The 10860-nt window shown below is 34.6% G+C and carries 6 protein-coding genes and 4 pseudogenes; all 10 read right to left on the bottom strand.

Annotated elements, in window-relative coordinates; translation table 11 throughout:
* Positions 1-290: 290 nt before the first annotated feature.
* A complete protein-coding gene (locus ACQKNR_RS28730; protein ID WP_427322641.1) occupies positions 291-1175 on the bottom strand; it encodes an Rpn family recombination-promoting nuclease/putative transposase in 885 nt (294 codons plus the stop codon).
* Between the two features lie 182 nt (positions 1176-1357).
* Positions 1358-1525: pseudogene (locus ACQKNR_RS28725) on the bottom strand (5-deoxy-glucuronate isomerase); the annotation flags it as partial.
* A 38-nt stretch (positions 1526-1563) separates the two neighbouring features.
* Positions 1564-2415: an IS3 family transposase gene (locus ACQKNR_RS28720; RefSeq protein WP_427322639.1), complete on the bottom strand. Its 852-nt coding sequence runs from the start codon at positions 2413-2415 to the stop codon at positions 1564-1566.
* Between the two features lie 23 nt (positions 2416-2438).
* A pseudogene (locus tag ACQKNR_RS28715) lies at positions 2439-2702 on the bottom strand (helix-turn-helix domain-containing protein); the annotation flags it as partial.
* A 423-nt stretch (positions 2703-3125) separates the two neighbouring features.
* Positions 3126-3272, bottom strand: a pseudogene (locus ACQKNR_RS28710) (JAB domain-containing protein); the annotation flags it as partial.
* Between the two features lie 140 nt (positions 3273-3412).
* Positions 3413-5179: a group II intron reverse transcriptase/maturase gene (ltrA, locus tag ACQKNR_RS28705; RefSeq protein ID WP_098771513.1), complete on the bottom strand. Its 1767-nt coding sequence runs from the start codon at positions 5177-5179 to the stop codon at positions 3413-3415.
* 698 nt (positions 5180-5877) lie between these two features.
* Positions 5878-7791, bottom strand: coding sequence for a group II intron reverse transcriptase/maturase (ltrA, locus tag ACQKNR_RS28700; RefSeq protein ID WP_427322634.1), 1914 nt, complete (start codon positions 7789-7791; stop codon positions 5878-5880).
* Between the two features lie 188 nt (positions 7792-7979).
* The gene (locus tag ACQKNR_RS28695; RefSeq protein WP_427322632.1) at positions 7980-8159 is read right to left on the bottom strand and encodes a hypothetical protein; all 180 of its coding nucleotides are present in this window, start codon (positions 8157-8159) and stop codon (positions 7980-7982) included.
* Positions 8160-8506: 347 nt separating this feature from the next.
* A pseudogene (locus tag ACQKNR_RS28690) lies at positions 8507-8791 on the bottom strand (JAB domain-containing protein); the annotation flags it as partial.
* A 564-nt stretch (positions 8792-9355) separates the two neighbouring features.
* On the bottom strand, positions 9356-10860 hold a 1505-nt coding region (locus ACQKNR_RS28685; RefSeq protein ID WP_427322630.1), incomplete at its 5' end, for a thioester reductase domain-containing protein.

Genomic DNA, 10860 nt, shown 5'->3' with positions numbered 1-10860 from the left:
TTGCACGTCAGCGATACTAGAAATAGACTTCGCCTTTGGTAGCAAGAATCCCACTGACGTTAGTCAGCTTGTGGCTTTAGCCGTGGGAGTGTCAATTAATATAAGATAATTCATTCCGTTTCACGTTCTTCTTTCAACTTTTCTATATAATTGCGAGCAAAAAGAAAATATCAAAAAGTTGCTTGAGAAAAAGCACTGCTAAAATCTTCAGCAATGCTTTTCGATTAGACGTACTACGATTATGAACATCTAAATTTTTCTACTCATGAGTTCTGTAGACTCATATATATTTATTTCAATTTTAAGATACGTTCTATTTCCTTCACACTTAACTTACTTGCTTTTGCAATAGTTTCAAGCGGTACACCAATTTCATGCATTCCTCGAATCATTTGCATCTTACCTTGCTCAATGCCTTTTTCCATGCCCTCTTGTTCTGCATGTGCTAGCTTAGCTTGTTCATCTAAAAGTAATTTCTCTCGAGCTTCATATGCTGTTCGGAAAGAAGAATCATGGCTCATATTTTCCCATTTATTTATTGCCTTTTGTAAAATTGGATCTTGATTCATTGCAATCTCCTCCAATGTTTGAGTTAAATGTTCATCTTCATGTGCTGGTAATAATAACATCCAACGAACAAATGTATTTTCCCACGGATTTACTTTTTCTTCACGCCATTGTTTTACCAATTTCGGTATCTCTACAAAGTGGATTTCAATGTCGTCACTTAATAGTTGCTTCATTTTTGTATTCCATAATTGTCCAATGGTATGAAATGCATCATCCTGAGAAAACAAAATAAAGTCTAGTAAGTTAATGGTAATTGTTTTCCGAAGTGAACGGTATGGCATTCCTTCTTGCATTTGGGATGTATAAAGTTTACTCCAATAGTATAAAGATCGCTTTACCATATCATGTGTATTTCGAAGCTGAATTTCGATATTTACTTGCGTTCCATTATCTAGTGTTGCTAATAGGTCTAAAATCGATAACTTATCATCTTCATAAGATTTATGGAGATGTGGATCGTCTAGTTGTAGCGATGTAATAGGTGCATCTAAAGATTCCTCTAGAATTGCATTTAAGAAACCTGTTAAAATTTCCTCATTTCCTTTCGTTCCAAATAACTGTTTAAAAGCAAAATCAATGCGTAAATTTACTAATTTAGTGGACATGGATTTCCTCTCCCTGTCTATATCATCTCTTATTCTTATTGTACATAAAAAAAGGTAAAACATGCAAACAGGCTCTTATGCTATCTCATATAAGAACCTGCCTAAATTCACAAAAAAATTGGTGGTTCTGGGCAAAAACAATTGCAAGTAACATCGTTTGTGTCCAGAATCTTTATGTTCGTTTATTCTTTTTCTGGCCAAATTTTCGCATTTGGTTCTAATAACCACTTGTGGTCTTCCTCCATGATACGATCATTCCATGGGTTATTCTCAAGATGTCGAATCATCCAGCAAAAATACATTGCATATCCAGGCGCAGTTGCTTGTGGATGATCTAGCTCAACTGGAATTTGGTCTTATCCCTGTCAAGTAGACAGTATTAAAAAGACTAAGCAGCCATCGAGATTCGATATTCTATCGGAGCTCGGTGGTTGAGTCGTTTTTGGAACCGTTTATAATTATAAAAATAAATATACTCTTCAATTGCTTGTATTAAATCTGCTTCTGTTTTAAAATGATTCAAATACAACATCTCCGATTTTAAATAGGAGAAAAATGACTCAATACAGGCATTATCATGGCAGTTTCCTTTGCTAGAGTGGCTGCCAATGATACCTAAACCTAAAAGTCGTTTGTTGTAGGCGTGAGATGTGTACTGAAATCCCTGATCTGAATGGAGAATGGTTCCACGCACATCTCTTTTTTGTACCAACATTTCTATTGTGTCTAAAATAAGTTCATTATCATTGCGCTTGGATATTTTCCAAGAAACAACTTCGTTATTATAAATATCTTGTACAACAGAAAGATATCGAAATCCCTCTTGGAATCGTAGGTAAGTAATATCTGTAACAAGTGCTTCATTTTGTTGGTGTCCTTTGAATTCACGGTCTAAAACATTCGGAAAAATATTGGAATAGTTCCCTTTAAAGAAGCGACGCTTCTTTCGAATAATAGACTGAATGTTGAACTCGCTCATTAAACGATTTACCTTTTTGTGATTTAGAAAATATCCCTCTTCTTGTAAAGCGATTTTCATACGTGGATAACCATATTCCTTTTGCTTTACGTGAATAGATTGTATTACTTTTTTTAATTGCTTCTCGGATTCTAGTCGCATGTTTTTCATACTTTTTGTATGAATCCACTTATAGTAACTTGAACGATGTACACCAGCAAATTTCGTAAGCCATATAACTGGATATTTTTCCTTTAATGATTCAATGATACGATATCTCACTGTATATTTTAGTACGCCCCCATTTACAGATTTGTATGCTGCTTTTTTAAATATTCAGCCTGTGCCTTATAGTAGTCACATTCCTCTTCAATAGTCTTAAAATGAACACGTTTCCCTTTTAGAGGAAATGATATACCTTTCATTCCACCATTTTTCCCACGAGTATCTGTAATTTCACCAAATTCTTTATATTTTTTCACCCAATTTTTAAGTTGTGTAGAGCTTCTAATCTGATATTTTTCCTTTATCATATTGTAACTTCCTTCTCCGTTTAAATAACTTTGAACAGCTGCTAACTTTAATTCTTCTGAATATGTATTACATGTTGAACCTTTTTAGTCATGAAAAATCCCCTCCAAGTAATAGTGTACATGGATGTATATGGTCTTTTTACACCGTCTACCTAAAGAGGATAATATCAATTCCGGTCCTTTTTTCTATTTATATGTTATCAACTTAAAAACCTTTAGCCTATTCTTTCTTATTTTAGGCTGAAGCTATCTTGTTAGTTTATTAAGCATGGAGCCTTTTTCTCTTATCCTATATTTCTAATCTCCGAATCTGTCCATTTCCACGAATCACATATTATGAATTCATTTATAAATCACCCTTACAAATAAAAAAATAAGAAGATCCATGCGAATAAACGCTCTAGAATCTTCCTATTCCTCCATACACGCCCTTAAAAATAGTTGGCTTATTGCTTTGTATTAGATAATCCCCTTTTTCATTAAACTTACATAACTGTTATCTCCAATAATGACATGATCAAGAAGAGGAATACCGATAATAATTCCACATTCTTTTAATCTCTTAGTTACTTCAACATCTTCTTGAGACTCCATGCTATGTCCTGATGATAGCAATAGGTAAGACTTTGAGGTTATCTCCATCTTTTGTCGGGTAGGTCAGGAGTGTTACCACTCCTTCCCCCCCTAAGAACCGTACGTGTCAGTTTCCTGACATACGGCTCAAGCATGCCTTTATCCACGTCTTGCTAGATTAGTCCTGAAAGTTTCTTATTACGGATATATTTCTTAACTGCTCTAAATTGAGCATCGTTTGGAATATCTCCTTTTGCAGGGAATACCTTATGGTATTCTAAATGACATGATATATGGACTAACTCTAGATTTTTATATTCATCTGTACCGCCTTTGACTCTTGGGGTTTTATGGTGTGTTTCTAAACCTTCTGAGCCGTCTGTAATTGAATGACCGCACAAAGGACATTTGTATTTTTGTTTTTTAGCTAATTTCTGTCTATACGCCACATTGTTTTTATCGAACTCTTTAATATCACGTTTCTCAAAGTATTCTTTGAGTTCAGTATTAAAAGGGCTATAATCATGCTTTATCTGTACATGTCTTACTATGGGTGTCCATGCCATTCTTTTGAGTTGGTTATTAGTGACAGGGTCTGTTAGTATCCATTTATTTTTACTTTGCCCTGTTTTGTCTAGCTTATAATATCTATGTTTAATCCAATTCCAGCTCTTCTTTGGATGGAGCCTTCTTAGGAACTTGTATTGGATTTTCCAGATGTGGAAATCCATTTCGGAGAAGATTTCCTTTGCTACACTTGGACTCCAATAATTTGCCGTCCCTATAATAATAGGATTCAGTGTACTGATAAGCACTTGAACATTTTTGCCATAAAGTTGTCTAATTTTATCTGCAAGCTTTCTTTTCGCCGTTTTAATGCTATCTTTAGAAGGTTTGATAAGAACTTTACTACCATTATGAGTTTTATATTTTCGTATATTAAATCCTAAGAAGTCAAATCCTTTTTCAATATGAGTAACTTTCGTCTTATCCATTGCTAACTCTAAACCTCTAGTTTCCAAATAGGGTTCTAGGGTTTTATACATTCCGTTAGCATCTTCTTCCGATTCACATAAGATTAAGAAGTCGTCTGCATATTTTACTACTGCAAATTTAGAACGGTTTTCATAGGTTACTTTTGTTTTCCTATTTACCTCACGATAGCTAATATCTAGTAAGTCTTCTAGACCATGCAATGCAATGTTTGCTAGTAGAGGTGATATAATTCCTCCCTGTGGAGTACCGTTCTCTGTCGTATGAAATACGTTGTTGTCTACAAATCCTGCCTTCAGCCACTTTTCTACCACATCTAATGCTGGAAAACCTTTGATTTGTTGAAGAATATAGTCATGATTTAGATTATCAAAGCATCCTTTAAGATCACCTTCGAAAATCCATTGCTTTTTGTTTCCAATGGTGTTGAAGATCCTTTCAATCGCATCATGACAATTCCTTTTTGGTCTAAAGCCATAAGAGGTGGGTTCAAATTTAGCTTCCCATTGTGGTTCTAGTGCTAATTTAGCGATATTTTGATAGACTCTATCTTTAATAGTTGGTATCCCAAGAGGTCTGAGTTTTCCGTTCTTTTTCTCAATATACGTGCGATAAGCAGGCTTAGGTCTATGGTTGTAAATATTCATACCCTTCATGATATTGTAAAGTTCGACTCTCTCATACGGGGTCAGAGCTTTATACCCATCAACACCCGCAGTCCGCTTGCCTTTGTTAATTTGAGTTACTCTCCTAATTGATAGAAGAAGTGCGGCTTGACTTCTCATTAGCAACCTTTGTAAGTTTCTTACTTTGCGGATTTCTCCAAGACGTTCGGCATGGTATATTCGTTGCTGTAATTTCTCTACATACTGACTGATACTTAACCAATTGATGTCGTTCCAATCAGTAATGTCTGGTAATGCGGACTTCTTAGTAGAAGTGTTCATCGACTGTTACCATCCTTTCAAGTAATTCTTCAACGCTTTATTACCATGTTGCATACCAGTTGGAAGTCAGCACCCTTTCAGGTTATGCCAAATGGCATTATTCACCCAGTTATTTCCGATTCCTGTTGCCTTTCGGCAAGGTAACATTCGCTTGCTCCAACTTCCTATATCCACTTGGGGAATTGGGTTTCGCTTACGCTAGACTTACCTTCAATGAAGGACCCCAATTGGACTTACCAAGTTCGACTTCTGTCAGATATGAGTAGGTTAGGTTTCTCCAATACACCGATAGGCTTATGGGTTGCAATGAAACTGTTCAGGGGAGAACATTTTCCCTACCTATAAAACGTTAGCTTAACCGTGCCTTATCTAACGACTATGGTGACGATGCTTATAGAGATTCACTTATCGTTAACCATACTACTCTTTCCCTAGCTCCCTTCTGCTTAGACACTCAGCTTCTGGTTGAGCATATCCTCATGCAACCCACATTACAATTACTCATAACGCAGTTTTGGAAGGGAATATCCATTGCAACTGGATAGTCTGATTAGACACTGACATTGTGCGGAAGAAGTCGCTTCTTGTCGCACCCCCTGCTCTATACCGTGCGTGCAACTTTCATCGCACACGGCATGCCATCGTTTGCCTTCTATTTCATTTTCCTCAATCTACTTAGTTTAATTTAAATCCCTAATTTACTTGATTATTTCATTTCCAATTAACAATCTTAGTTTATTCAACTTCATAAGTTGTTCCTCATTTAATTCAAGAAATTCAAGATACCTTTGGATAGTTTCTACATCTGTGGCATGGATTAGCCGGTGAACATCTCTAGTAATTAGCACTAAGTTGGAATAACTATCATCCTTCGTTTTACTCCATAATGTTTTATGATGGCAATCCATTTCCGTTAGAATCAATTCTTCCCCAGTTACTGCACATTTTCCATTTTGAGCTATAAACAGCGATATTCGATTGTCATTGAATTCTATCGTTGCCCGTTCATTAATGATAGAGTGTTCCCTAATCCATTGAACTTGCCAGTTCGGAACTGACTTTTGTTCCCGATGCACTAGTTCTCGTCCTTCTTTGGTAAATTTATTAACACCATTTTTAGGCATTAATGCTGTTTTTGTTTTAATGAACCCAATAGGAATAAGGGGATATCCATTAATATATCTTGTCATCTTTGATTTTAAATAAGGTTTAATGCCTTTATCTTTGATTGCATAATTGGTTGTTTTTCTCAATGAAAATTGCTTTAATCGCTGACGTTCTATTTGTGTTAATTGGTATTGTATTGGCATCAAACTATTGACTACTTGCGTCGCAATTTGACAATAATTGTGAATGCCAATAACCATACTATTATAAATTCGAACGTTCTTGATTAATTCGTTTCCATTGGGAACTCTTTGCATGAGTTTGATCTGGTCTTTGAGTTGTTTCTTAATCCTCTTTCGTGCTTTTTCTGCTATATGTGATTGACAAACATATTTTCTGTGGCCAAAACGGTCATATCCTTTTCGTTTCATTTTCAGTTCAAAGCCGAGAAACTCGCTACTTTTCTTTTTCAGATTTGTAATTTGAGATTTCTCCTCAGAAATAGGAAGGTTTAACCGTTCCTCTAGCCACATTTTGCTTGCCATGAAAATCTTTTCAGCATTTAATCGCGTTGTAGTAAAAATTTTAAAATCATCTGCGTAGCGGACAATGTACATTTCTTTTAATGTAGATGTTTTTCTAAGTTGTTGATAGCGATATTGACGATTATACCATCCTGTTTTCTTATTAAGATAGTCCTTAAGCGTTCGGCACTTTTTACTTTCCCATTGGTTTGCAATCCACCAATCAAATTCATTTAAAGTGATATTCGCCAATAGAGGGGAAAGTATTCCACCTTGCGGTGTCCCTTTTGTTGGATGTACGATTTCTCCATTTGGTAAAACAATAGGCGCTTTTAACATTTTACGTATAATCACAAGTAATTGTTTATCACGAATACCCATTGTCCAAATTTGTCGCATAAGTTTTGAATGTTTCACTTCATCGAAGAAACCTTTAATGTCTATATCCACTACATATTGCATTTTATTATTGTTTATTCGTCCATTACATGCAGATATTGCATTTTCAGCTGATTTTGTCGGTCTAAACCCATAACTATATTTGTAAAAATTAGCTTCACATATAGGTTCCAGTACTTGTAGAATACATTGTTGCGCAACTCTATCCCACATAGATGGAATACCTAATGGTCTAGTTTTTCCATTAGGTTTTGGAATTTCCACACGTTTTACTTTTCGAGGATTATACTGTTTAAATCTTTTCTTCACAATTCCAATAAACTCATGGGTTCCAAGCTCTTCAACGTCCTTAATCGTAACTTCATCGACTCCAGGCGTAGCGCTTCCGTTATTCCGTTTAATATTTCGATAGGCAAGTAGAATGTTGTTGTCTGAAGTAATGATTGACATGAGGTTTTTAAATTTTTGTTTATCCTTACTTTTCACATAAAGTTCATCGAAGATTTCAGTCATGCCATAATACTCTGCATGGCGTAACCTTGTATTTTTCATTCTAGGGATCTTCTTAAAGTTTTCGTTCAAGGTATATCACGCTCCAATCTTGGCTCGTGACCTTTTTAGTCATACGAGAATCCTTGAGATGATTAAGTTAAAATAGTTTAGGCGAAACGACTTGAGGCTATTGTTCCATTTCCATTACAGAAACTTCATCACTCCTGCCTCTACTCTCACTATCATAAAAGGAAGTTATAGATATATTCCTTTCCTCCCTACCACTTCATAGAGTGTGTACTCTCCATGTTGATAGCTTCCCACGTTCCCTTAACTCTATCTATTCTTAACTTAGGTGCTAGCTCTTGCCTGACGTCCTCTCCATCGCCTGTAACGATGCATGGAGCTTTCGAAACCACCATACTTACTCGCCCACGGAACGCACTTGAAGTTTTCATCAAGTCTACTCATTTCTAAGTAGTTCCACTTACAGACATTTCATTCGCTAGTTCGTCAGTGTTTTACCACATTCTCACCATATTAAGTTTTTCACGACTCCCGACCTATCAGTTGTACCAACCACCTCTGGTTAGCTTTCGGTTACTCATGAGTACTACGACAACTTTCAGCCGACTTCACCGAGCTTCACACCCTATTCTTATACACATTCGAATAACGCATGTCGGAGTATTAGAGTAGGCATTTCAAGGCGTTACCCTATCATTCTACCTATCGAGTTAAGAGTTCACGACTCTCTTACTTGCCATAAATGACGTTCAGACAGCGTGCGTAAACTTTTCAGTTAGGAACGTGTCGCACGATGATTATGGAAACATAAAATTGAAGATGCATTATTTAATATTGCCGTGCGGAAAGTTTCCCTTGGATGGACTAACGATGAATCAACAGTTCCTTCGAACACAATGCTACATCCAATAATTTCATTCTTTGTATTTAAATTAAATACACCAAAAATTTCATTTGGTCTTGATTCTATATCGAATATAATCTGTGCAAAGCGTACAGCATCCGCTGGCCAAGGGATTTTCTTTTTCTCAATATCATAAATTCGATTACTGTCTTTTACCAACTTTACAGATTAAACCATAATTTTCTTACCCATGTCCTTCTCCTTTCGAAATAAAAAAGACGAGACTGCTCCCCTCATCTTTTTTCACCTTCTTTTGTATTTTAAAATCCAAAATTCTTATTTCCCCACTACAATACTTAATAATTTAAGATAATCGATCACACCCTTGTTAGTTAATTACTTGTCCTATTCCTACAACGCAAAAAAACCTTCCAGGGATACATTCGTATTACAAATTAGCGTATATGCGTTATACACTTCCTTGTAATGAATCGTAAACCCGAAAGGTTTGTGGTTATTTAAGAATGATTAAAAAGGAAAAATTTTCTTGAACTTATTATATAATAAGTTCAAGAAAATTTCAGTTAAAGAAAACGACATATTCATACTTTCTTATAGAAGGACTTCCTTGACGCTACTTTCTATTGAATACTAAAAGTAATATATGATAGTTTACTTTCATACGCTGACTAAAAGCCGCACTTTTCCAATGATTTCACCTAAAAAATTTCTATGTTTTTTTAATTGTTTTCCTTTAAAATAGCTCATTTCTCATATTCCCAATCAGCTTTTTAAAGTGTAACTTTGTTTTAAAAAATTTGCTACAGAACCACTACCAGTAACACTCGTCATATAAGCAATCATTTGTTGTATATATTCACTATTAATAACAGGCCATTGAACACCTAATAATTTTAGCATTTTTTGAGTTTCAGTCGAATCAAGCTTTATTGGTTTATAACAATTATCTTTTTGCTCTTCATATGTCATGAGATTTTGAATATCTTTCTGTTTCTTTTTATCTTTAGATAGTTCTAAAATAAATTGCTGATACTCTGTTTCAGAAATTACTTTAATTGGATATCCCATTGAATTTAGTAACTTTACAAGTTCCTTTAAATTTAACGTAAGATGATTGTATATATGATTTACGCAACTTTCACTATTTTCATGCACTTCATTTGATGTTACAAACCCTGTGATAATTTTGCTGCAATAATCTACAGGTGTAAATTCAACTTCACTTGATAATAATACATCTGTCGCAATACCATATTGTAATATAAATTTTAATTTGCTCATAAATGCATTTTCGGTGAAGTTATATTGATGTTGTCCATCAATATATCTATTTGTAAGATTTCCTACTCTATAAATAGTAGCATCTGTTCCCCTTAATATTGCCTTGAATATTTCATATTCTGCTAAAAATTTACTTTTCACATACACATTATCTTTGTAATTTTGTTTTACATAAAAATCGCTTTCTTTAAATATTGTTTCCTTTTCACTTAATACAAATTGTCCTGCTACACCAGTTGTAGATATATGATGTAAATCCTTAGTATCACCAACAAATGCAAGAAGTTCTTTCACCGCCTGGACATTCGCTCTTTCAAATTCACTATACTCGCCAAAATGTTTTGTTAAAGCCGCAGCATGAATTACAGTTGAGATTTGTTGATGAAGCTCCTTATATAATTCGTTTTCTAATCCCATATTTTGTTTAGCTAAATCACCTTGCACAATAAAGATACGTTGATTTACTAAAGATTGATATCTTACAAATTTATTTTTAAAATAAAATTGTAACATGTTTAATAAACGATTTTTCGCCTCTAGTTTATTTTCCCCACGAACTAAACAATATATCTTACATTCTGTAGTATCCAATAGTTGTTCTAGTAGATGTATACCTAAGAATCCTGTAGCTCCTGTTAAAAGTATTTTGCTACTATTACTAAATGCATATCTTTTTGTTTCCTTTAGCTTCTTTGGAGGTGTTAACAATTTAATATCTAATGTATCTGAATGTGAATTTACTCTATATCCATATTGAATTTTTTTAGCTATATTATTAATAGTTTTTAATTCAAAGTAATCTTTAATAGTTACATTCCAACCTTCAGAAAATGTTTTTACTAAAGTACTCATAATTTTTAAAGAGTGCCCACCTAGTTCAAAAAAATTAGCGTTTATCCCAATGACAGAGGAGTCAATCCCTAATACCTCTGACCAAATTTCTACCAATTTTTTCTCTACTCTATTCCGAGGTGCTATATACCCAT

It is taken from the genome of Bacillus sp. NPDC094077 (assembly GCF_050279465.1).
Lineage (GTDB): Bacteria > Bacillota > Bacilli > Bacillales > Bacillaceae_G > Bacillus_A.
The sequence above is the reverse complement of the archived record's forward strand: the minus strand, read 5'-3'. Positions and strand labels throughout refer to the sequence as shown.